The sequence below is a fragment of the Klebsiella sp. WP4-W18-ESBL-05 genome (genome assembly GCF_014169075.1).
GTDB lineage: Bacteria > Pseudomonadota > Gammaproteobacteria > Enterobacterales > Enterobacteriaceae > Kluyvera > Kluyvera ascorbata_B.
Genome location: NZ_AP022057.1, coordinates 1,978,915 through 2,002,121, shown reverse-complemented (window position 1 = coordinate 2,002,121; position 23,207 = coordinate 1,978,915). Strand labels below are relative to the sequence as shown.

18 protein-coding genes are annotated in these 23,207 nt (G+C 54.6%); 13 read left to right on the top strand and 5 right to left on the bottom strand.

Annotated features, from left to right (window positions below):
- Window positions 1-88: 88 nt before the first annotated feature.
- The gene (locus H7R58_RS09575; RefSeq protein WP_182929067.1) at window positions 89-2,017 is read left to right on the top strand and encodes a sigma-54-dependent Fis family transcriptional regulator; all 1,929 of its coding nucleotides are present in this window, start codon (window positions 89-91) and stop codon (window positions 2,015-2,017) included.
- Here H7R58_RS09575 and H7R58_RS09570 read toward each other — a convergent pair.
- Together H7R58_RS09570 and msrB are read right to left on the bottom strand one after the other, a co-directional pair.
- Window positions 2,014-2,292, bottom strand: a complete 279-nt coding sequence (locus H7R58_RS09570; protein ID WP_106926617.1) for a YeaC family protein — start codon at window positions 2,290-2,292, stop codon at window positions 2,014-2,016. The two genes, H7R58_RS09575 and H7R58_RS09570, sit on opposite strands and share 4 nt — an antisense overlap.
- A gap of 43 nt (window positions 2,293-2,335) precedes the next feature.
- Complete coding sequence (gene msrB / locus H7R58_RS09565; protein ID WP_182929068.1) at window positions 2,336-2,749, bottom strand: peptide-methionine (R)-S-oxide reductase MsrB; 414 nt, start codon at window positions 2,747-2,749, stop codon at window positions 2,336-2,338.
- A gap of 339 nt (window positions 2,750-3,088) precedes the next feature.
- On the opposite strand from msrB, the gene gapA reads away from it, so the two are divergent.
- The 3 genes from gapA (at window position 3,089) to H7R58_RS25450 (ending at window position 9,404) form a co-directional block, all read left to right on the top strand.
- On the top strand, window positions 3,089-4,084 hold the full coding sequence (gene gapA / locus H7R58_RS09560) for a glyceraldehyde-3-phosphate dehydrogenase (RefSeq protein WP_106926479.1): 996 nt from the start codon (window positions 3,089-3,091) through the stop codon (window positions 4,082-4,084).
- Window positions 4,085-4,168: 84 nt separating this feature from the next.
- Window positions 4,169-5,053: a D-hexose-6-phosphate mutarotase gene (locus tag H7R58_RS09555; protein ID WP_106926477.1), complete on the top strand. Its 885-nt coding sequence runs from the start codon at window positions 4,169-4,171 to the stop codon at window positions 5,051-5,053.
- A gap of 322 nt (window positions 5,054-5,375) precedes the next feature.
- The gene (locus H7R58_RS25450) at window positions 5,376-9,404 is read left to right on the top strand and encodes an autotransporter outer membrane beta-barrel domain-containing protein (RefSeq protein ID WP_182929069.1); all 4,029 of its coding nucleotides are present in this window, start codon (window positions 5,376-5,378) and stop codon (window positions 9,402-9,404) included.
- Between the two features lie 78 nt (window positions 9,405-9,482).
- On the opposite strand, the gene H7R58_RS09545 is transcribed toward H7R58_RS25450, so the two are convergent.
- A complete protein-coding gene (locus H7R58_RS09545; protein WP_106926615.1) occupies window positions 9,483-10,229 on the bottom strand; it encodes a MipA/OmpV family protein in 747 nt (248 codons plus the stop codon).
- Window positions 10,230-10,665: 436 nt separating this feature from the next.
- Here H7R58_RS09545 and yeaG point away from each other — a divergent pair, with 436 nt between their 5' ends.
- From yeaG to H7R58_RS09510, 7 genes are all read left to right on the top strand, one after another.
- Window positions 10,666-12,600: a protein kinase YeaG gene (yeaG, locus tag H7R58_RS09540; RefSeq protein WP_106926473.1), complete on the top strand. Its 1,935-nt coding sequence runs from the start codon at window positions 10,666-10,668 to the stop codon at window positions 12,598-12,600.
- Window positions 12,601-12,677: 77 nt separating this feature from the next.
- Entirely contained in the window at window positions 12,678-13,961 is a 1,284-nt protein-coding gene (locus H7R58_RS09535; protein ID WP_182929070.1) for a YeaH/YhbH family protein, read from the top strand.
- Between the two features lie 571 nt (window positions 13,962-14,532).
- The gene (locus tag H7R58_RS09530) at window positions 14,533-15,564 is read left to right on the top strand and encodes an IS630-like element ISEc33 family transposase (RefSeq protein ID WP_001395480.1); all 1,032 of its coding nucleotides are present in this window, start codon (window positions 14,533-14,535) and stop codon (window positions 15,562-15,564) included.
- A 122-nt stretch (window positions 15,565-15,686) separates the two neighbouring features.
- Entirely contained in the window at window positions 15,687-16,532 is an 846-nt protein-coding gene (locus H7R58_RS09525; RefSeq protein ID WP_227674965.1) for an acyltransferase family protein, read from the top strand.
- A gap of 570 nt (window positions 16,533-17,102) precedes the next feature.
- Window positions 17,103-18,581 carry a diguanylate cyclase DgcJ gene (gene dgcJ, locus H7R58_RS09520; protein WP_182929072.1) on the top strand — a complete coding sequence of 493 codons (1,479 nt, stop codon included), beginning with the start codon at window positions 17,103-17,105 and terminating at the stop codon, window positions 18,579-18,581.
- An 11-nt stretch (window positions 18,582-18,592) separates the two neighbouring features.
- Window positions 18,593-19,093: a YbaK/prolyl-tRNA synthetase associated domain-containing protein gene (locus H7R58_RS09515; protein ID WP_106926466.1), complete on the top strand. Its 501-nt coding sequence runs from the start codon at window positions 18,593-18,595 to the stop codon at window positions 19,091-19,093.
- A 350-nt stretch (window positions 19,094-19,443) separates the two neighbouring features.
- A complete protein-coding gene (locus H7R58_RS09510) occupies window positions 19,444-19,890 on the top strand; it encodes a DUF441 domain-containing protein (RefSeq protein ID WP_106926464.1) in 447 nt (148 codons plus the stop codon).
- Here the strand turns inward: H7R58_RS09510 and H7R58_RS09505 are convergent.
- On the bottom strand, window positions 19,874-20,665 hold the full coding sequence (locus H7R58_RS09505) for an AraC family transcriptional regulator (RefSeq protein WP_182929073.1): 792 nt from the start codon (window positions 20,663-20,665) through the stop codon (window positions 19,874-19,876). The two genes, H7R58_RS09510 and H7R58_RS09505, sit on opposite strands and share 17 nt — an antisense overlap.
- A gap of 99 nt (window positions 20,666-20,764) precedes the next feature.
- Between H7R58_RS09505 and H7R58_RS09500 the strand changes: the two genes are divergently transcribed.
- Window positions 20,765-21,952, top strand: coding sequence for a CynX/NimT family MFS transporter (locus H7R58_RS09500; RefSeq protein ID WP_182929074.1), 1,188 nt, complete (start codon window positions 20,765-20,767; stop codon window positions 21,950-21,952).
- 62 nt (window positions 21,953-22,014) lie between these two features.
- On the opposite strand, the gene H7R58_RS09495 is transcribed toward H7R58_RS09500, so the two are convergent.
- A complete protein-coding gene (locus H7R58_RS09495; protein WP_106926458.1) occupies window positions 22,015-22,722 on the bottom strand; it encodes a CTP synthase C-terminal region-related (seleno)protein in 708 nt (235 codons plus the stop codon).
- A 139-nt stretch (window positions 22,723-22,861) separates the two neighbouring features.
- Between H7R58_RS09495 and H7R58_RS09490 the strand changes: the two genes are divergently transcribed.
- A complete protein-coding gene (locus tag H7R58_RS09490; RefSeq protein WP_106926456.1) occupies window positions 22,862-23,206 on the top strand; it encodes a DUF488 domain-containing protein in 345 nt (114 codons plus the stop codon).
- The last annotated feature ends 1 nt before the right edge of the window (window position 23,207 follow it).

Below are 23,207 nucleotides of genomic sequence, written 5' to 3'. Positions count from 1 at the left end.
GCAATGGCGACAAACCGCCGCCTTCCCCCTCTGGTATCTTGCGTGGGCAACGGATAACGTCGAGCCATTAATCCGCAGGAGATACACGATGCTTAACGCCGAACTCACATTATCCGGACCCGCGCCGATCGACCCCGCGTCGCAGGCCTTCCAGAAGGTCCTTGCGCGCCTTGCGCCTACCGACGCGACGGTGCTGATTATCGGAGAAACCGGCACCGGCAAGGAGGTGGTGGCGCGCTACCTGCATCGCCATAGCCCGCGCGCCGGCGGGCCATTTTTAGCCGTCAACTGCGGCGCGCTGACCGAGTCGCTGGCGGAGTCGGAGCTGTTCGGCCACGAAAAAGGCGCATTCAGCGGCGCCACCCACACCCATCAGGGCTGGTTTGAGGCGGCAGAAGGCGGCACGCTGCTGCTTGATGAGATTGGTGAGCTCAGCCTCGCGCTGCAGGTGAAACTACTGCGGGTGCTTCAGGAACGGGAAATTACCCGCGTCGGCTCTCATCGTCCCATCCGTATTAACGTGCGGGTGCTGGCGGCCACCCACGTCGATCTGGCGCAAGCGATTCAGGCGCGCCGTTTTCGTGAGGATTTGTTTTATCGTCTGAACATCGCCGCCGTCACGCTGCCGCCGTTGCGCCAGCGTCGGCAGGATATTCCGGTGCTGGCGCACCATTTCGTGCAGCTGTATGCCAGTCGTCTGGGGCGACCAACCCAGCGGCTTTCCGCCCAGGCGTTGGCGCGGCTGAGCGCTCATCCGTGGCCAGGCAACATCCGCGAGCTGGAAAACACGCTGCACAACGCGGTGCTGCTGAACCCGGAAAGCGAACTCGGCGCCGAACATCTGCGCTTAACGCCGGTTTCGCCCACGCAGCCGGGCGCACCGGAGGAGAGTGATGAACTGGCCGCCTTTATGCGTCGTCAGTTGGACAGCCACAGCGGCGCGCTGTACGACCGCCTGCTGCACGCGATGATCCACGCCGCCATGGACCGAAGCGACCATAACCAAAGCCAGGCCGCTCAGCTTCTGGGTATCAGCCGCCATACGCTGCGCACGCATCTGGCACATTTGGGCGTGATTAAACAGCGGCGGAAAGCCGGGGTGCTGCCGCCCCCTGCGCCACGCGAACGCGAACTGCGTATCGGCTATCAGCGTTTTGGCAACCTGGGCGTGCTGAAGGCGCGTCAGCTGCTTGAACAAAACTTCGCCGAACTGGGGGTTAACGTGATGTGGAGCGAATACCCGGCAGGCCCACAGCTGTTACAGGCCTTAAGTCACAACGAAATTGATTTTGGCACCACCGGTGAAGCCCCGCCGATTTTCGCCCAGGCGAAGGACAACGCGCTGCTGTACGTTGCCTGGGAGCCGCCAGCGCCGCGAAGCGTGGCGATGGTCGTGCCCAACGCGAGCGATATCCGCACGCTTGAGCAGCTCCGGGGAAAACGGATTGCGTTGAATAAGGGATCGAACGTGCACTGGCTGTTGGTACAGATTCTGGAGGAAGCCGGGTTGGGGCTTGAAGATGTGAAAGTGGTTTACGCGCCGCCGAAATACCCGCTGACCGCCAGCGACGTGTTGTCAGCCGACGCCTGGATGATGTGGGACCCGCTGCTGAGCACCGCCGAGCGCAGCGGTACGCTGCGTGTCCTGGCCACGGGCGAAGGTCGCGTCAACAATCATCAGTTTTACATCACCCGCCGCCAGTACGCTCAACAAAACGAGGATATTATTGCTGGGGTGGTGGCCGCGCTGGTCAAAACTGGCAAATATATCGATCGTCACCGCCAGGAGGCCGCGCAGCTGCTGGCCGGGGAGTTGGGGCTGGATACCGGGTCTCTGGCCTGCGCGCTGGCAAGGCGCAGCCATCAGACCCGGGAAATGGATATGCAGGCCATTCGCGCGCAGCAAACCATCGCCGATCGCTTCTACGCGCTTGGCCTGCTGAGCAGGCCGGTCGCGGTCAGAGAGGCGATGTGGTACGCCAAAGAGCGGTTAATTGAGCCGTGGGCCGCCGCTTAGTGCTGCTTAAAGGTCGCAATAGGCTTCGGCGCAATGCCGAAGTCTTCCTTCAACTGCTGCTTGCTTTTCATCACCATCTGGCCGTTGGTATCAATGGTCATGTGCTGGGCATCGCTGTTGTTGCGCGACTGCCACAGCATCACCAACTGCAGGCAGTTTTCTTTTTGCTCTGCGGTCAGCGCCACGCCGTCGGGCCATTTACCCAGCTCCACCGCGGTGGCTAAACGCTGGTAAATTTCCGGCGTCATATTGTCGATCATTTGCTCAATACTCATGTTCAGCCCCCTCTCCTGTGGAATAATTTGCTGAATCGTTTCTTCACCCTTTGGTTGCGTCGCCATTTTCATCATCCGTGAAGCTAAGCGATGCGGAATTGACGCAAAAACGTTCACCCGTTGGCTGCGGACCGTCGGGAAACACGTGCCCCAAATGCGCGTCACAATTTCCGCAACGAATTTCAGTGCGTTGCATACCGTGGGAGTAATCGTTGAGATAACGAATGGCGGTATCGCTAACCGGCTCATAAAAGCTCGGCCAGCCGCATCCGGAATCGTACTTACTTTGGGAGTGGAAAAGCGGCGCATCGCACACCAGACAGTGGTAAATCCCATCACGCTTGTTGTGCAGTAAACGCCCGGTAAACGGCGGCTCTGTGCCATGTTTCTGCGTGACATAGAACTGCATTTCACTCAGGGTATTTTTCAGTTCTTCTGGGGTGGGTTTGTTCACCATTTTGCTCACATCTCGCTATGAAAAATACATTTGCCAGTCGATTCTAACAAAACATTAACAATGAAGCGTGAACTTTTGTTCTAAACTTAATCGGCGTAAAAAAGCTGCCGGGTAATTGTGACGCCAATCACATTTTTATCTCCAGTGCCCTTTAAAATCCCCGGCGCCGCCCCCACGTGGTTTCAAGCTCAAAGGGAGAGTGAGGCAGGTTAGTCGTGCAAAGCTTAGGCAGCAGATTGATTTGTCGCAATGATTGACACGATTCCGCTTGACGCTGCGTAAGGTTTTTGTAATTTTACAGGCAACCTTTTATTCACTAACAAATAGCTGGTGGAATATATGACTATCAAAGTAGGTATCAACGGTTTTGGCCGTATCGGTCGCATTGTTTTCCGTGCTGCTCAGAAACGTTCTGACATTGAGATCGTTGCAATCAACGACCTGTTAGACGCAGAGTACATGGCATACATGCTGAAATATGACTCCACTCACGGCCGTTTCGACGGTACCGTTGAAGTGAAAGACGGTCATCTGATCGTTAACGGTAAAAAAATCCGTGTTACCGCTGAACGCGATCCGGCTAACCTGAAATGGGACGAAGTTGGTGTTGACGTTGTTGCTGAAGCTACCGGTATCTTCCTGACCGACGAAACCGCTCGTAAGCACATCACCGCTGGCGCGAAAAAAGTTGTTCTGACTGGTCCGTCCAAAGACAACACCCCGATGTTTGTTAAAGGCGCTAACTTTGACAAATACGAAGGCCAGGACATCGTTTCCAACGCATCCTGCACCACTAACTGCCTGGCACCGCTGGCTAAAGTTATCAACGACAACTTCGGCATCATCGAAGGTCTGATGACGACTGTTCACGCGACCACCGCCACTCAGAAAACCGTTGATGGCCCGTCTCACAAAGACTGGCGCGGCGGCCGCGGCGCAGCTCAGAACATCATCCCGTCCTCTACCGGCGCTGCTAAAGCTGTAGGTAAAGTACTGCCAGAACTGAACGGCAAACTGACCGGTATGGCGTTCCGCGTTCCTACCCCGAACGTATCCGTTGTTGACCTGACCGTTCGTCTGGAAAAAGCTGCTTCTTACGAAGAAATTAAGAAAGCAATCAAAGCTGCTTCCGAAGGCGCAATGAAAGGCGTTCTGGGTTACACCGAAGACGACGTTGTATCTACCGATTTCAACGGTGAAGTTTGCACTTCCGTATTCGATGCTAAAGCAGGTATCGCTCTGAACGACAACTTCGTGAAACTGGTTTCCTGGTACGACAACGAAACTGGTTACTCTAACAAAGTTCTGGACCTGATCGCTCACATCTCCAAATAAGTTTGAGATGAGAACCTGATCCAAAAAGGCGACTTCGGTCGCCTTTTTTTATGGCTAAAAGTTTTCAACACCAAGGATTGCATCATGATTAACAAAATTTTCGCTCTCCCGGTTATCGAACAGCTTACCCCTGTCCTCTCCCGTCGCCAGCTCGACGAGCTGGAACTGATTGTCGTAGACCATCCCAAAGTAAAAGCCTCAGTGGCCTTCCAGGGTGCACATCTGCTTTCCTGGAAGCCAGAGGGGGAACAAGAAGTGCTGTGGCTAAGCGCCAATACCCCGTTTAAAGACGGCGTTGCCATCCGCGGCGGCGTGCCCATTTGCTGGCCGTGGTTTGGCCCAGCCGCGCAGCAGGGTTTCCCGGCGCACGGTTTTGCCCGTAACCTGCCGTGGGCGCTGAAGGCGCATAATGAAGACGATAATGGCGTGGTCTTAACCTTCGAGCTCAAAAGCAGCGATGCCACCCGTCAGTACTGGCCGCACGAGTTCTCTCTGCTCGCGCGCTTCAAGCTGGGTAAAACCTGCGAGATGGAGCTGGAAGCCCACGGTGAATTCGAAACCACGACCGCACTGCATACCTATTTCAACGTCGGCGACATTCATGCCGTGAAAGTGAGTGGTCTGGGCGATCGCTATATTGATAAAGTGCTGAATGCGCAAATCGGTGAGCTGAGCGACGGTGTACAGACCTTCCCGGATCGAACCGACCGCGTTTACCTGAACCCGGAAGCATGCAGCGTGATCCACGACGCCTCGCTGAAGCGTACTATCGACGTGATTCATCATCACCATGTGAACGTTGTCGGCTGGAACCCTGGCCCGGCCCTGTCCGTTAGCATGGGTGATATGCCGGATGACGGCTATAAAACCTTCGTTTGCGTAGAAACCGCCTGCGCCAGCGCAACGCAGAAAGCCACCGAAGAAAAACCGGCGCGCCTTGCGCAAACCATTCGCGTCCTCAACCGCTAATTCCCTCCTCCTGGCCGGGCCTATCCTATTGCCCGGCCTTTTTCTCTACGGCACATCAACAAAGCGCATTTATTCAAAATAAGTTACCGGTAACATTGAATAGATCAATCTTCTAAGCAAGATCCTAAATCGGCACAAAAATCGGTGATAGTCTGCATCGATAAAAACAACTCACTAGCTAATAGTGAATGAATACCATTTTTATCTATTTAAATCCCTCCTCGCCTCCCTTATCAACTCTATTGCGCAAACCATGACGCCATAAAGGCCTCACCTGCGCAAAGCGTATATGTGCCGATTCAGTTTTTAGCAGAGGATTACCATGCCTGTTTTACACGCGCTCCCCTTCAGGCAGAGCGCAATTGCGTTTGCCACAAGCCTGGCGCTTTACGCCGCCTTCAGCCAGGGTGCCTATGCCGCCAACGGTGCGGATGGCAGCCCAGCGACATCGGATGCCAGCGCCCAGGGCGGACGCGGCGGCAATATGGACCTTGTCACCGGCGTAGGGGGTAACGGTGGCCGCGGCGGCGTCGGTGGCCGTGGCCAGGCCAGCAGCGATGGTGAAAACGGCTATGCTGGCAGCACCGGCAGCACGCCGCTCCCCGCAGGAACAGGTGGCCGTCATCAGGAGCCCGTTAGCAGTGCAAACAGCGGGTCCGGGGCCGCAGGCGGGGGCGGCGGCGGCGGTTCGGCTGGCGTTGTCTTTAACGGCAGCGGATCAACCAGCAATACCGGTACGATCGTCGGGGGCCGTGGGGGCCACGGCGGCAACGGCGGCGCAAACACTGCGGATATCGCGAATGCCGGCAACGGAGGTAACGGCGGCGATGGCGGCGGCGGCGGTAGCGGTGTGCTGTTAACCACAAGCGGCAGCTATACCAACAGCGGAACAATAAGCGGTGGCGATGGTGGCACCGGCGGGAATACCGGTAGCGCCAGCGCTAGCGCTCTGACCACCAGCGGCAGTACGCTTCATGCGGGAAGCGGCGGATCCGGCGGGAAAGGCGGTGACGGCGTGACCGCCACCCAGGGCGGCAACATTAATAACACCGGTACCCTTCGCGGCGGTCGCGGTGCGACGGGCGGGCTGGCGGCTAACGCCAACAGCACGCAAAACAGTACCGTTACCGGCGTTGGCGGCACCGGTGGTGAAGCCGCCAGCGGCGGCAGTGGCGTCTGGCTGAGTGATACCAGCACCCTTACCAACAGCGGGCAGATCGTCGGCGGCATTGGTGGCGACGGCGGTAACGGCGGGGCTGCAGAAGTGGGTCAGGGATCCGGCGTTGTCGGCTATGGCGCAGAGGGCGGCGACGGCGGCAGCGGGATCACCGTCGTTGGCAGCGGCATCATCACCAACCAAGCCGCAGGACAGATAGTTGGCGGTAGCGCCGGTACCGGCGGCGGCGGAAACTCCACCAGCAGCGGGCTCAACCTGACCGGCGGGGACGGTGGCGACGGAGGGAACGGCGGCAGCGGCATTGCGTTACAAAACGGCGGGAACGTCGATAACTTTGGCGCCGTGCTCGGCGGCACGGGCAACCGAGGCGGCGGTAGCGGTAACCTCCCCTCTGCGCGCGGCGGTGATTCAGGCACCGGCGGCACCGGAATCGAAATCAGCCAGCAGGGCAACGTCACTAACGAAACCTCCGGTAAGGTATCGGGCGGCAAAGGCGGCGATGATTCTGCCGGCGGCGGTGGCGTCGGCGGCGTTGGCGGCACCGCCGTCAGCATTACCGGCGCGGGCGAGGTATTGAATAAAGGGCAGTTTATCGGCGGTGACGGCGGCGCGGGAGCCAATGCCAACGGCACCAGCGCGAACGGCGGTACCGGCGCGCAGGGCGGCAACGGGCTCGCCATTGACGGCCAGGGCACCGTCACCAATGCCGCTGGCGCCTCGGTGCGCGGCGGGATGGGCGGTACCGGCGGCGGCGGGAGCAATACCGGCAACGGTGGCGCTGGCGGGAAAGGCGGTAACGGCGTGCTGATTGGCGCGGGGGGAACGGTGACCAACGACGGCACGATCCTCGGCGGTACCGGTAATCGCGGCGGTGGCAGCGGTAAAGCGGATGGCGGTAGCGGCGGCGACGGCGTACACATCGCCAGCGGCGGCGGAACGCTCAATAATACCGGGACCATTGCCGGTGGCAGCGGCGGCAATGCCGGAACGGCCAGCGGCACCTCCGGCACGGGCGGTATCGGCGTCTACGGCAGCAATATGACGATTATTAATAGCGGCACACTTGAAGGCGGGATGAGCCAGGACGGCAAGACGCGAGCCCGGGCGGTCGAGTTTACCGACGGCACGAACTCACTTACGCTGCACGCGGGGTATCAGGTGATCGGCACGGTAAGCGGCGATAGCGGTGACGATACCCTTATGCTCGGCGGGTCGCAAAATGCCCGTTTTGATGTTTCCAGCATCGGCAACGACGCCCAGTATCAGGGCTTTGACCATTTTACGAAAAAAGACGCGAGCACCTGGCTTTTGCAAAACACCACGACGGCCACGACGCCGTGGACGCTCTCCGGCGGCATACTGCAAATCGCTAAAGATGCCAACCTCGGCAACGCCAGCGGTACGCTGACGTTTGACGGCGGTACGCTGCAGCTGCTGGATAATCTGGATTTAAACAGCGCGCGTCCGATCGCGCTTAACGACGCGGGCGGCACGCTCGATACCCAAGGCTACAATACGACGATTAAGCAAGGGATCACCGGCCCCGGGGGCCTGACTAAACAGGGGGCGGGTACCTTAACGCTGAGCGGCGACAATCGCTTTAGCGGCGAGACGAAGCTTGCCGCCGGGCGTCTTGATGTTACCGGCTCACTTGCAGGAGCCGTGCGTGCGCAAACCGGCACGGCGCTTTCAGGTAACGGCAGCGTTGGCAGCACCACTCTCGATGACGGCAGTTCGTTGACCGTCGGCTCGCTCGCCCAGGCTACGAGCGCTGATGCCGTCTTTAGCATTACCGGAGCGCTGGATAATAGCGGAACCGTCACCCTCTCACGCAGCGCCGAGCATGCCGGTAATCAGCTTAATATTAGCGGCGATTACCGCGGCCAGGGCAGCGCCCTGCTGGCGATCAACACCGTACTTGGCGGCGATCATTCGCTGACCGATCGCGTCAGCATTGCCGGCAGTACCGCCGGAACCACGGCGGTCAGTTTTCGCAACGTCGGCGGGCTGGGAGCGCAAACCCAGCAAGGGATTGAGGTCATTAGCGTTAGCGGGGCCTCCGCTACGGGCGCATTTCGCCAGACGGGGCGCGTGGTTGCCGGGCCATGGGATTACAGCCTGGTGCAAAAAGGGAAAAACTGGTACCTGACGTCGATCAATACCACCCCGGTAACGCCAGTTTCACCGCCATCGCCGGTGCCACAGTATCGCCCGGAAGCTGGCAGCTATCTGATGAACCTTGCCGCCGCCAACACGCTGTTCAATCTCTCGCTCGACGATCGTGAAGGGGCCACTGAATACGGCGTTCAGGGAGATCACCGCCCTGCTCTCGCCGGGTCATTCTGGCTGCGCCAGGAAGGGGGGCAGAATCGCGTTAGCGCTGCCGACGGGCAGCTTCGTTCGCGGGCCAATCGCTACGTTGCCCAAATGGGCAATGAGTTCCTCCACGGCAGCCGCAACGGTGACGATCGCTGGGGGGCTGGTTTAATGGCGGGCTACGGCGACATACAAGGTTCAACCCGCGCCGCCACGACGGGCTATCGCTCGCGCAACAGCATGGACGGTTACAGCGTCGGGGCTTACGGCACCTGGTATCAGAATGCGCAGAACCGTCGGGGCATGTATCTGGACAGCTGGCTCAACTACAGCTGGTTCAATAACCAGATTAAAGGCGAGAGTCTGGCCAGCGAGCATTACCGCAGTAAGGGAATGACGGCCTCGATTGAGAGTGGATACAACATTCTGCTGCATGAATCGCGGCGCCAGGCGGTCTATCTTGAACCTCAGGCTCAGCTGACGTGGATGGGCGTAAAAAGCGCAGCGCATACCGAGGATAACGGGACCCGAATTCAGGACAACGGACACGGGAATATGCAGTCGCGGCTGGGGCTTCGTCTCTATCTGCGCGGCCATCGTGCAGAGGATGACGGTAAAAACCGTGAATTCAAACCTTATGTTGAGCTCGACTGGTTGCACAATACGCACGCTGCAGATATTCGCATGAATACCGTACGCATTACCCAGCAAGGCGCGCAAAACGTGGCGCAGCTTAAGCTTGGCGTTCAGGGGCAACTGACGTCGGCGTTGAACGTCTGGGGCGGAACCGCACTACAGGCAGGCAACAATCGCTACAGCGATGTCTCGGTGATGGTTGGGATGAAATACGCGTTTTAGCGGGAGGGATCATGACGGTGCGACGCACCGTCATGGGGCCTGAATTCGGTGCGACATGTCGCACCGAATGCTCACGCCTTAGAAGGTGTAGGTGATACCGGTAGACAGCAGTCCGGACCAGCTCTTATCAACCATCGGGCTATCGGTGATTTCGTCAGACAGACGGGTATAACGCGCGGTACCGTACACGCTCCAGTTTCCAGCGAAACGATAATTCGCGGTCATTTCCAGATACGGGTTCCAACTGCTGTCTGCGCTGTAGCTACGCAGGCCGCTGCGCGCCGCTTCACGACGGGAAACGCCGTAGTAGTAGTCGTTCTGGTTATCGCTGTTCCACTGTACGCCGATGCCCGGCGTTAAGGTCAGGCCACCGTTGGTGTAACGGTAAACCCAGCCCAGATCCCAGACCAGACCGTTGCTTTCATCCAGCATATCGCCCGCCAGGGTGGTACGCAGAGAACCGTACTGAGTATGGTGGAACCAGGACAGCCCGCCCATCATCGTGGACTGACGACGATCCAGTTTACGCAACTGGCTGTTATCGCTGTCGCCCGGTTTGAAATACATGGGTGACCAGTACGCCGTCAGAGACAGCTGGTCAGTACCGTCATTCCACAGGTAGTAACCACCACCAAAACCACGGAACCAGAAGTTATCGCCTTCATAGGTGATTACCGGTACCGGGTACACATCGTGGTCATACTGTTTGTATGCATGCTCAACGACGCCGACGCCCGCACCCAGCGTGAACTTACTTTCCGCTTGAGCAGCGGTAGCAGAAGTGGCAATCAGCACCCCTAGGGCTAGAAGTTTGATTCGATTCACAATCTGTAATTCCTTTTTTTTCAACGTATCAGCGGCGAAAGTTTACCTTCCACTTAGCCGGACGACAAATTTTTTACCTGTAATTACATAATGTGACTTGTCATTATCTCGCCTATTGATGGCAATGCCCTTACAAATGCATGACGGCTATATGAAAGCACAAAAAAGTTGAAAAGATTTAATGCTCGTATTTTTTGATGAGTTATTGATATGTCATTGAAAATCGATTTTATCGCCATGCAAGTTTTGCAAATGCCATCTACGCTTATTTTTAGAAGGCGTAATCGCCACACGCGTAACCGTTAATTGTCCGCAGACCTGGCATACAGGTTGCTGGGTCAAGGTTGAACGGCGTTCGGCTTACCTCTTCCGGGAGCCCCCATTATTCATACCAACGGCTCTTAACCTGTGCTAAAAAACGAAAGGACGGCATGCCATGAATATATTCGATCACTATCGCCAGCGCTATGAAGCTGCCAAGGACGAAGAGTTCACACTGCAGGAGTTTCTTGCTGTATGTAAGCAGGATCGCAGTGCCTATGCTAACGCGGCAGAACGGCTATTAACGGCTATTGGCGAGCCGATAATGGTTGATACCGCCCAGGAACCGCGGCTTTCCCGTCTCTTTTCGAACCGAGTCATCGGGCGCTACCCGGCGTTCGAAGAGTTTTACGGCATGGAAGAAGCCATCGAACAGATTGTTTCCTACCTGAAACACGCCGCCCAGGGACTGGAAGAGAAAAAGCAAATTCTCTACTTATTGGGACCGGTCGGCGGCGGTAAATCATCGCTGGCTGAACGTCTGAAATCCTTAATGCAGCGCGTGCCCATTTATGTGCTGAGCGCCAACGGCGAGCGCAGCCCGGTAAACGATCATCCGCTGTGTCTGTTTAACCCGCAGGAAGATGCGCAGATTCTGGAAAAAGAGTACGGCGTCCCTTCCCGCTACCTCGGCACGATCATGTCGCCGTGGGCGGCGAAACGGCTGCATGAATTTGGCGGCGACATCACCAAATTCCGCGTAGTCAAAGTGTGGCCATCCATTCTTGAACAGATTGCGATTGCCAAAACTGAACCCGGCGATGAAAACAACCAGGATATTTCGGCACTGGTCGGTAAGGTCGATATCCGTAAGCTTGAACACTACGCACAAAACGATCCGGATGCCTATGGTTATTCCGGCGCACTGTGCCGCGCCAACCAGGGGATTATGGAGTTCGTTGAGATGTTTAAAGCGCCTATCAAGGTGCTGCATCCGCTGCTGACCGCCACCCAGGAAGGGAACTATAACGGTACTGAGGGGATCTCTGCCCTGCCGTTTAACGGTATTATCCTCGCGCACTCGAACGAATCGGAGTGGGTGACTTTCCGTAACAACAAAAATAACGAGGCGTTCCTTGACCGTGTTTACATCGTCAAAGTGCCTTACTGCCTGCGGATCTCCGAAGAGATCAAAATTTACGAAAAACTGCTCAACCACAGTGAGCTGACCCACGCGCCGTGTGCGCCGGGTACGCTGGAAACGCTGTCGCGCTTCTCGATTCTTTCGCGTCTGAAAGAACCGGAAAACTCCAGCATTTACTCAAAAATGCGCGTCTACGACGGGGAAAGCCTGAAGGATACCGACCCGAAAGCCAAGTCATACCAGGAGTATCGCGACTATGCTGGCGTCGACGAGGGAATGAACGGTCTGTCGACCCGCTTCGCCTTTAAGATCCTCTCGCGGGTGTTTAACTTCGATCACGCCGAAGTGGCGGCTAACCCGGTACATCTTTTCTACGTGCTGGAGCAGCAGATTGAGCGCGAACAGTTCCCTCAGGAGCAGTCGGAGCGTTACCTGGAGTTCCTGAAAGGCTACCTGATTCCGAAATACGCCGAGTTTATCGGTAAAGAGATCCAGACGGCGTACCTTGAATCCTATTCTGAATATGGACAGAACATTTTCGACCGTTATGTCACCTATGCGGACTTCTGGATTCAGGACCAGGAATATCGCGATCCGGACACCGGACAGCTGTTCGATCGCGAATCGCTGAACGCCGAACTGGAGAAAATTGAGAAGCCAGCCGGGATCAGCAACCCGAAAGACTTCCGCAACGAAATTGTCAACTTTGTGCTGCGCGCCCGCGCCAACAACAACGGCCGCAACCCGAACTGGACAAGCTACGAGAAGCTGCGCACGGTCATTGAGAAGAAAATGTTCTCCAATACCGAGGAGCTGCTGCCGGTGATTTCGTTTAACGCCAAGACCTCAACTGACGAACAGAAAAAGCACGATGATTTTGTCGATCGGATGATGGAAAAAGGCTATACCCGTAAACAGGTTCGCCTGTTATGTGAATGGTATTTGCGCGTACGTAAATCATCATAACAGCCACATACGGCCCGGAAGCTTACGCTTACCGGGCCAAGGCATGCATAAGTTGGCAACGCAGTTCAGGAGGGGCTATGACCTGGTTCATTGACCGGCGTCTGAACGGCAAAAACAAGAGTGCGGTTAACCGCCAGCGCTTCTTGCGCCGTTATAAAGCGCAAATCAAACAGTCGATCTCCGAGGCTATCAATACACGTTCGGTGACCGACATCGACAGCGGCGAATCTGTCTCTATACCGACGGATGATATCAGCGAGCCGATGTTCCATCAGGGGCGCGGCGGATTACGCCACCGGGTACATCCCGGTAACGATCACTTTGTGCAAAACGATCGCATCGAGCGCCCACAGGGCGGCGGCGGCGGCGGCGGCAGTGGTCAAGGACAGGCCAGCGCCGATGGCGAAGGTCAGGATGAGTTTGTCTTCCAGATTTCCAAAGACGAGTACCTGGATCTGCTGTTTGAGGATTTAGCCCTACCGAACCTCAAGCGCAATCAGCAGCGCCAGCTCACCGAGTACAAAACCCATCGCGCGGGCTTCACGTCTAACGGCGTGCCCGCCAATATCAGCGTAGTACGGTCGCTGCAAAACTCCCTTGCTCGCCGTACCGCCATGACGGCCGGGAAGCGCCGCGAGCTGCACGCGCTGGAGGCCACGCTTGACGAGGTGGCCAAAAGTGAGCCCGCACAGCTGCTGGAAGAAGAGCGCTTACGCAAAGAGATAGCCGAGCTGCGGGCCAAAATTGACCGAGTTCCGTTTATCGATACCTTTGACCTGCGCTACAAAAACTATGAGAAGCGGCCAGAACCCTCCAGCCAGGCGGTAATGTTCTGCCTGATGGACGTTTCCGGCTCGATGGATCAGTCCACCAAGGACATGGCCAAGCGCTTTTATATCCTGCTCTATCTGTTCCTGAGCCGGACCTATAAAAACGTCGAGGTGGTGTATATCCGCCACCATACCCAGGCCAAAGAGGTGGATGAACATGAGTTCTTCTACTCGCAGGAAACCGGCGGCACCATCGTGTCCAGCGCGCTGAAGTTAATGGACGAAGTGGTGAAGGCCCGCTACGACCCGGCACAATGGAATATCTATGCCGCGCAGGCGTCGGATGGCGATAACTGGGCGGACGATTCGCCGCTGTGCCATGAGATTCTGGCGAAGAAGATTCTGCCGGTGGTGCGCTACTACAGCTATATCGAAATCACCCGCCGGGCACATCAAACCCTGTGGCGCGAGTATGAACACCTGCAGCAGACGTTTGATAATTTTGCCATTCAGCATATTCGCGATCAGGATGATATCTATCCGGTGTTCCGAGAACTGTTTCATAAGCAAGGCAGTACCGTTAAGGACTAAGTCATATCAATCAGCCAGTTGACCGTGATAACTGGCTGATTTTTAATGCTCATCCGGGATGGTTTTATTTCAAATGGGTTGATTTTCACCCAATCGATATACCATAAACAGACATAAATTTAAATCACGCCCCTATTTTAATCAATAAATTCACAATTTATGCCGTATTATTCAAACGTTATTCAATGCTGAATAGCAAATGATGATGAGTTCTATAATCACTATACGAATGTTAATTCCTGATGAAATTACTTAATTTTTACATGTTTGATTTTTATAATAACGAGTTTTAACATATAAGTTGATGAAAAAAAGAGCGAATATATTGTTTGTATCAAGTATGCTCATCATTCGGCAAATGGATAAAAAACATTAAAAACACTTTAAAATCAAATGGATAACCAACAGGCCTTGACTTTTACATGCAATCATTGAAGAAAGCTGGTATGTTTCCTCACATAACATTACTAAATAGCTGCGCGGAATAGTAGATCACTGAAAGGGAACTCAGCCCGGATTGTGCGATCTGATCAATCGCCAAACCAACCAAAATCACCAACCGGACTGAGCGATGCCGATCATAGTACCAATACCCCGTGGCGAACGACGCCTGATGCAGAAAGCTATTCATAAAACGCGTGATAAAAATCATGCCCGCAGACTCACGGCCATGCTGATGCTTCATCGGGGTGAACGGGTCAGCGATGTTGCCAGAACTCTCTGTTGTGCCCGTTCATCCGTTGGTCGCTGGATTAACTGGTTTACGCACTCAGGTATTGAAGGCCTGAAATCCTTACCCGCAGGGCGCTCCCGACGCTGGCCTTTTGAACATATCTGCACCCTGTTACGTGAGCTGATAAAGCATTCTCCCGGCGATTTTGGTTATCAACGTTCACGCTGGAGCACCGAATTACTGGCAATAAAAATCAATGAGATAACCGGTTGCCAGTTACATGCAGGAACCGTTCGCCGCTGGTTGCCATCTGCGGGGCTTGTATGGCGCAGGGCCGCGCCAACTCTGCGTATCCGTGACCCACATAAAGATGAAAAGATGGCGGTAATCCACAAAGCGCTGGATGAATGCAGCGCAGAGCATCCGGTATTTTATGAAGATGAAGTGGATATCCACCTTAATCCTAAAATCGGTGCGGACTGGCAGTTGCGCGGACAGCAGAAACGGGTAGTGACGCCGGGGCAGAACGAAAAATACTATCTGGCCGGCGCACTGCACAGTGGCACGGGTAAAGTCAGCTACGTGGGCGGCAACAGCAAAAGTTCAGCGCTGTTTATCGCTCTGCTGAAGCACCTGAAAGCCACTTACCGGCGGGCGAAAACAATCACGCTGATCGTTGATAACTACATTATCCATAAAAGCCGCGAAACACAGCGCTGGTTGAAAGCAAATCCCAAGTTCAGGGTAATTTACCAGCCGGTTTACTCGCCGTGGGTGAATCATGTGGAACGGCTATGGCAGGCACTTCATGACACGATAACCCGTAATCATCAGTGCCGCTCAATGTGGCAGTTACTGAAAAAGGTCCGCCATTTTATGGAAACCGCCAGCCCATTCCCCGGAGGAAAACATGGTCAGGCAAAAGTGTAGCGGTATTAGGCGCAGCTATTTAGTCAGATTATTCTCATTCATATAGTGCGCACTTTATAACTCTATACTTAATAAATATTACCCGCGCATTATTTCAACACACAAATAACTAGAGGTATGTTTTGCAAAAGCTTTTTGGGACAAGAATTTATACTCTTGATATATTGAGAGGAATAGCAGCGCTTTCCGTTGTTCTATGGCATTGGCAACATTTTTTCATGAACGATAAAAATGTTTTTGTAACTACCAGTCAGCCATTTTATAAATATCTGTCTATTTTTTACACCCATGGTCTTTATGCTGTAGAGCTTTTCTTTGTAATTTCTGGTTTTATCTTCTTCTATTTGTATTCTGATGGTATATATTTAAAAAAAGTTTCTTTTAAATCCTTTTTCGTTAAAAGACTAAGCCGGTTGTACCCCCTTTATATTATCAGCTTTGTATTCGTTGCATTATTGCAAATATTATACTTCCACTCTCATAATACTTTTTTTGTTTACCCGATGAATGACATTTATCATGCGATATTAAATATATTTATGGTACAGTCATGGGGATTTGAAAAAGGATGGTCATATAATGCGCCTACCTGGTCTGTATCTATTGAAATGCTCATGTATCTGTTTTTCTTTATGTTATGCGCCCTTGTGCAGAAACGGATAACATCATCGATATTAATAGTTTTAATGGCATTCATGTTATATAACGTAAATAATGCAATCATGATTGGTGCATTTTGTTTTTTCCTTGGTGGTATTTGTTTTAAAATAACAGAACAAAGCATATATAAATTTGGCGCACAAAAATCCCTTCTGATTGCCTCATTAGCATTTATCATTGCATGGTTTTTTATTTTAAAATTAAAAATTGACAATGTGTTCTTAATAGTTATTTTTGGATTTACATCACTCACATGTGTTCTTGCCATGTTAAATGCCGTGAACAAAAATTTAGGAAAAAAAAATTGAATGGATTGGCGATATTAGCTACTCGTCATATCTTCTTCACTTTCCGCTACAAATTATTTTTGTACTTTATTATGATTTCAGCGGGTATGGCCGCAATGTTTTCTATAAGCCATATGTGATGATAATCTTTATGGTCACTCTTGTCATTATAAGCTATACATCATTTAAGCTAATTGAGTCACCTCTACAGAGAAAATTAAGAACGTTATTATCCAGATAGAAAATAAAAAGAAGCAGGCTTTTCCATTTTTGTATGAATATGGAAAAGCCACGCTGCGTGTAGAACCATGTCATTACTATAAAACGACATTATTATGATGATGAGCGCAAGAAAGCATTATTGAAATATCAAATACGCTCTTCGTGTTTGCTTCCAGTTACCCGCTTCATTTGTCATTATCTCTTTACACGAGATAAATCAACCTCTCATTGCGGTCAGATAGATAAACTGAGTCCTATCTGGCAAGCATAGACATCCCCAGAAACAATCTCACATCTCATGCTTCACTAGTGATCCACACCATAGCATGGTAAAATTCCGAATTACACGGAAGAAGATTTAATTTCACCATGAAACTGCAGAACAAAATATTACGTTTCGTCATCTCCTCCGGTGTGGTAATACTGACATCATCATTTCTGATCTATGAATTGGTGGCCAGCCACCGGGATATGACAGAATATATGCGATATATCATAGACAAAGGAGAAGCCGCTTTTCTCTATGATAAATATCAGAACCAGCTAATTATATCGCAATTCACCCGCAAAATGGGCGACCGACCTACTGCCCAGGCGGCGGCGCGCGCCTGCGCCAGCGTTCAGCACCGCGGTGACATCAGCGGCCTGAACGTCGACGACTACACCTATACGCCGCTGCAGGGCACGTTGACCGCGGGTCATTCTCCCTGCCAGACGTGGGTGAACGATCTGCCCGCGCTGGAAGCCTTTGATTCTGCCATCGCCAATAATACAGCGTGGAAATCTATTCTGCCGAATGAACCGCAGCCACAAAAACGTTTTCGTTATTATATTGATTTAATGAATCAATATATTTATTTTAATTCCCCGGTTAAAATTACAAATACGGCGTTAACCGGCTGGAATTTCCTCTACGGTGGGCGTTTGGGTATTTCTCCCGCCAGTCTGGAAAACCTCTTTCTGGGTAGAACGGTGGTATCAAGCATCTATGCCGATACCTTTACCCGTAAGAATATCTTAACTTTCCTGACCCCTGTCTTTCAGCATGAACTGCTGAAAGGGATCGTGATGGTCGATCTTTCTCATCAGGATATGCGCGATATCTTTTATACCCACGATCGGCCGCTGGTCTGGCGCTACCTGGATATCTCGTTCACCGACTCCGACAATAATGCGCATATTGAAGTCCATCGCAGCGCAGCGCATCTACTGAGCTATGTGAACTACTCACGCCCGCTAGCAGAAAATATGCGCATCGAGCTGTCGCTGGACGTGATGTACTTCCTGCTCAGCTCGTGGAAACTGTTCCTGTTTTATCTGCTGACAACCGCGACCTTAATGCACCTGGTGCGCACCCACTTCCGTCTTTACCAGATGGTCAGCAAAGAAAACATCAGCGATTCACTCACGGGGCTGTATAACCGGAAGATCCTCTCGCCGGTGCAAAGCATGCGCCTTCAGCGCCTGACCGAGCAAGGTGCCAGCATCGTGATCATCGCGCTCGATCTCGACAAGTTAAAGAAAATCAACGACACCTGGGGGCATAACGAGGGCGACCGCGCCATTATCCTGCTTGCCCAGGCGATTTCCGCTACCGTGCGCAAGAGCGATTATGCGGTGCGTCTCGGCGGCGACGAGTTCTGCATTATTCTGGTCGACTATGACGAAGAAGATGCCCGGTTGATCCCGCAGCGCATCAAAGCGCAGTTGGCGCTGCTTGACGATGAAAATCGCGTTAGCTTCTCGTGGGGCGCGTATAAAATGCAGGTAGGCGATAACCTGGATACGGCGATGGACATTGCCGACCAGCGCCTTTATCAACATAAACATCAGCGAAATGGCAATTAATGGGGGGAAGCATGATTGAGCCCGTATCACCGAATATCCACCAGCGGCTGCTGGCATTATTGGATAACCAACAGGCGCGCTATCGGGTGATGGAGCACGACGCAGTGGGTAAGTGTGAAGCCGTTTCCGCCCTTCGCGGTACCGCGCTTGGCCAGGGCGCAAAGGCGCTGGTATGCAAAGTAAAAGGCAATGGCGTGAACCAGCATGTGCTGGCGATTCTGGCGGCCGACCAGCAGGCCGATCTGTCGCGCCTGGCACAGCATATTGGCGGGCTGAAGGCATCGCTGGCAAGCCCGGCGGAAGTTGAAGCGCTCACGGCCTGCGTGTTCGGCGCTATCCCGCCGTTCAGCTTCCACCGCGCGCTGCGGCTTATTGCCGATCCGCTGCTGTTTGAACGCTTTGATGAAATTGCCTTTAACGCAGGCAGTCTCGAAAAATCCGTGATCCTCAATACCGCTGATTACCTGCGCATTGCCCAGCCGGAGCTGGTTGCCTTCCGCCGCCAATCCTGATGATACCCCTGGTCGATCGTAGGCCGGATAAGCAAAGCGCCAGCCGGCACCCTGACACCCATTGCCGAACGGCGCTGCGCAAAATATGGCTGAAGACGATTCCACTGTTTATGCGCGAAGGCAGCCCATTAATGACGGTATTGGTCAAATAATCAGGCAAATGCCTGAAATCCTGCGCAAAGATTGAAAAACACCTGCCAGCGCGCCGCTTCTTGCGTACAGTAGGGAAACGGAAATACGTAGCCCGGCCGAGCATAACAACGCCGGGGCACGACCCGGGGGACAATAAATGCCTCGCCAGGGCTACGGCAACGCTGTCTTTTTCTCTTTTTGGCAAGGATTACCGCTCTATGCTCGATACCACTCTGCTGATCCTCCTGGGTCTGGCGGCGCTTGGCTTTGTAAGCCATAACACCACCGTTGCCGTGTCTATCCTGGTTCTGATTATTATCCGCGTTACGCCGCTGAGCGCCTTTTTCCCGTGGGTGGAAAAACAGGGGCTCAGCATGGGTATCATTATTCTGACCATCAGCGTCATGGCGCCTATCGCCAGCGGCACCCTGCCCGCCAGCACGCTGATTCACTCTTTCGGTCACTGGAAATCACTGGTTGCTATCGCCGTCGGGGTCTTTGTCTCCTGGCTTGGCGGGCGCGGCGTGACGCTGATGGGCAGCCAGCCGCACCTGGTAGCGGGTCTGCTGATAGGTACCGTGCTCGGCGTAGCGCTGTTTCGCGGCGTGCCGGTAGGGCCGTTGATTGCCGCTGGGCTGGTGTCGCTGCTTATTGGGAAGTCGTAGTCAGCGCCGTCAGATAGCGCCCCGGCGTTTGCCCGAGCCCCTTACGGAACATGGTGATAAACGCGGTCGTCGAGTCATAGCCTAACGATAGCGCCACCTGCTGAACGCTCAGGCCACGTACCAGCATCTGTAGCGCGAGGATCAGCTGCAGCTGATGCCGCCAGCGGCGAAAATTGAGGCCGGTCTCTTTAACCACCAGCCGGGCAAGGTTGCGTTCGCTCATCGCAAAGCGGCTGGCCCACTGCGTCAGCGTCTGCCAATGCGCCGGTGCCGATGCCATCGTGTCGACCATCAGGCGGATTTTCGGGTGCGCGGAAACCGGCAGCTGTAGCTGTTGCTCCGGCTGCTGCGGCAGTTCATCAAAGAGAACCTGTATCAGCCGCTGGCTTGCCACCGTCAGACGCGCGTCCTTATCCCGCCGGGCCAGCGTCAGAATCAGCTCACGTACCAGCGGCGAAATTTTTAGCGTGCAGCAGTGCGCGGGCATCTTCGCGGCGCCCGGTTCAATAAACAGAAAGCATAGCTCCGCCTGTGGCGTCGCGCGATTGCTGTGCGGTACTTCTCCGGGGATCCACACCGCAAACTGCGGCGGCACCATCCACATAGCGTTTTCAACTTCGCAGGTAATCGCACCGTGCAGCGCCAGAATCAGCTGTCCTTTTCGGTGCTGATGCAGCGGAATATGCTGTTCCCCTTCTGATACCTGCACACCAAAGGCTACTGCAGCATCCTCATGGCTGTCAGGATGATAGCCACCTAAACCCAACCCCAGCATTATTTTGTCCGAATTTAGCGATAATTTGTCATTTTAGCTTGATTTAAACGAAGGCTAAAGCAGGTATCGTAGCGTCTCTACTGTTGACCTGAGAACACTATGTCTGACGCTGTGACTTCTTCCAGCCGCCGCTGGCTGCTGATTGTCGGTATTTTACTGATTGCTTCGACGCTACGCGTCACCTTTACCGGCGCGGCACCGCTGCTTGACGCCATTCGCGCCGAATACGCGCTCACCACCGCGCAAACAGGCCTGTTAACCACCCTGCCGCTGCTGGCGTTTGGGCTGGTCTCGCCGCTGGCCGCCGGCGTCGCTCGCCGTTTTGGTATGGAACGCAGCCTGTTTGCCGCGATGTTACTGATTTGCGCCGGCATCGCCGTACGCTCACTGCCCTCGATCGCACTGATGTTTATCGGTACCGCGGTGATTGGCTGCGGCATTGCGCTGGGCAACGTGCTGCTGCCAGGGCTTATCAAACGGGATTTTTCTGGCCAGGTCGCGAAAATGACCGGTGCTTATTCGGTAACGATGGGGGCCGCCGCCGCGCTGGGCTCCGCGCTGGTAGTACCGATTGCGCTCAGCGGCCTGGGCTGGCGCGGTGCGCTACTGATGTTAATGGTATTCCCGCTGCTGGCACTGGCGTGCTGGCTGCCGCAGTGGCGTTCATCGCGCGCTAGCGCAATCTCCAGTAGTGGCGCGATGCATAACCGGGGGATCTGGCGTTCGGCGCTGGCCTGGCAGGTCACGCTTTTCCTCGGGCTGAACTCGCTGGTCTACTACGTCATTATTGGCTGGCTACCGGCAATTTTGATTAGCCGGGGCTACAGCGAAGCGCAGGCGGGTTCTCTGCATGGCCTGCTTCAGCTGGCCACGGCCGCACCCGGTTTCGCCATCCCGCTGATCCTCCATCGGCTAAAGGATCAGCGCGGGATCGCCATTGCCGTGGCGTTAATGTGCGCGATCGGCGCGCTGGGCTACTGGCTGCTGCCGGCACAGGCAGCGCTGTGGACGGTTATTTTTGGTTTCGGTTCCGGCGCGACGATGATTCTCGGGCTGACGTTTATCGGCCTGCGCGCCAGTTCGGCACATCAGGCGGCGGCGCTGTCCGGTATGGCTCAGGCGGTGGGCTATCTGCTCGCCGCCTGTGGCCCGCCGCTGATGGGGAAAATGCATGACGCCACCGGAGCATGGCAGCTGTCACTGATGGCGGTCGCCGGGCTGGCGCTGGTGATGGCCGTATTTGGCGGATTGGCCGGGCGCGACAAAGAGATTCACGTCGGCCAGTAGAGAGAGAGTCACAGTCGGCCGGGCAAGGCGTAGCCGCCATCCAATCGACTGTGAGTCTATTTTTACTGCGCGGCGGCGTGCAGGAAGGCCTGCACCAGCGGTGCCGGCCGGCCCGCCAGCGCATTGCGCTCATGCTGGAACAGCGTCGCGACAAAGAACGGGTGAGTGACCAGTTCTACCGCGCGAATATCACCATTATCATCCCAACCCGTCACGCGCAGCGGCTGCGCATCAAGCTCGGCGGCGAAGTCGGCGGCAATCCCGTAGTTGCAGTGATACCCTTCTTCGATAGTGTCGCGGCCGTAGGCGCGGGCAATCAGCGTGTTGGCGCGCAGTTCAATGGCATCACTTTTTTCCACCAGCGAGCAGGTGAGCGGCGCGATGACCATCCGCCCCTCGCGGTCAGTTTCCGCGTGCGCGGCATCTTCCCAGCCCATCACATTACGCGCGTATTCAACGATCGCATGCTGAAAACCCCCGCAGGTACCCAGAAACGGCAGGCTGTTTTCACGCGCATAGCGCACGGCAGTCAGCGCGCCTTCGGTATTCTGGTACGGGCTGGCAGGCACCAGCCAGAGGGCATCAAAACCGGCCAGATCGTCAGCGCTTTTCACGTCGCGCGTGGCCAACCAGCAATATTCAACGGGCAGTTCCAGCACCGCGGCAGCATCGTCGATCGCCAACGGGATCGCCTGATGCGCAATGACATCCGCATTGTAGTCGCCAACGAGGGCAATACGGAGAAGAGGAGTAACGGCGGAGTTTTCCATGATGAGTCCTTATGGGCTGACGTTAACGTACGGCATAAGGAGCCTCAGACTAGCGATGTCTGCGCACAATAGCAATAGCTGACCAGAGAACCCAACCAAAGTTTGTGGTATGGTCAAAAAGGACAAAGGGAGGAAGGATATGATCCAGTGTAAACGCGTATACGAAGACGCTGCACCTGATGATGGCTACCGTGTTCTGGTTGATAGGCTGTGGCCGCGCGGCATCAAAAAGGAAGACCTCATCTACGATGAGTGGTGTAAAACCCTGGCCCCGTCGGCAGAGCTGCGTAAGGCCTTTCACGGAGAAGTGATCGATTTTGCCAGCTTCTGCCAGCACTATCGCGAAGAGCTTTCACACCATCTGGAGGACGGTCGCAGGCTGGCCGACATTGCGCATAATCAGGGCGTTACGTTGGTTTACGCCGCCGCAAACACCGCGCAAAACCACGCGCGCGTGCTCGCCGACTGGCTGAAAAATCTCTGAC